We start from the raw sequence: 418 nt of genomic DNA, 5'->3' as shown, positions 1-418 counted from the left end.
GGCCCGAGACCGGGCAACTGGCTTCACACCAACTGTACCTTAGCATGGCTCTTAACCCCAAGAGCCCCGGAGCCCCGCGCGGGATAAATCCGGTTGCAATACACTGGCGGTGCCTCTTCCTCGACAGTTAGGATTGGGGATTCTTTCGCTCTCGCCCACAACAATAAAAATGGTGCCGATTGCAGGACTCGAACCCGCGACCAACTGATTACAAATCAGCTGCTCTACCAACTGAGCTAAACCGGCAAGTGCGTGGTGCCCGTGGCCTAGGAAACCTAAGCACCACACTGAACGTACATCACATTACTTTACTAAGTCTGGAGCGGGTGAGGGGAATCGAACCCCCGTCTTCGACTTGGAAGGACGCTGCTCTACCATTGAGCTACACCCGCAAATTAGACTGCGGTTCACCCACAGA

General features: G+C 54.8%; 2 tRNA genes. Both read right to left on the bottom strand.

From position 1 onward, the window contains the following. Nucleotides 1-170: 170 nt before the first annotated feature. A tRNA-Thr gene (locus AC1RPN_RS08495) sits at nucleotides 171-246 on the bottom strand. 72 nt (nucleotides 247-318) lie between these two features. Continuing rightward, a tRNA-Gly gene (locus tag AC1RPN_RS08490) sits at nucleotides 319-392 on the bottom strand. Between the last annotated feature and the right edge of the window lie 26 nt (nucleotides 393-418).

This window comes from Dellaglioa sp. CoH-57-MRSF-20, from assembly GCF_056781955.1.
This window is presented reverse-complemented; position numbering and strand designations above follow the sequence as displayed.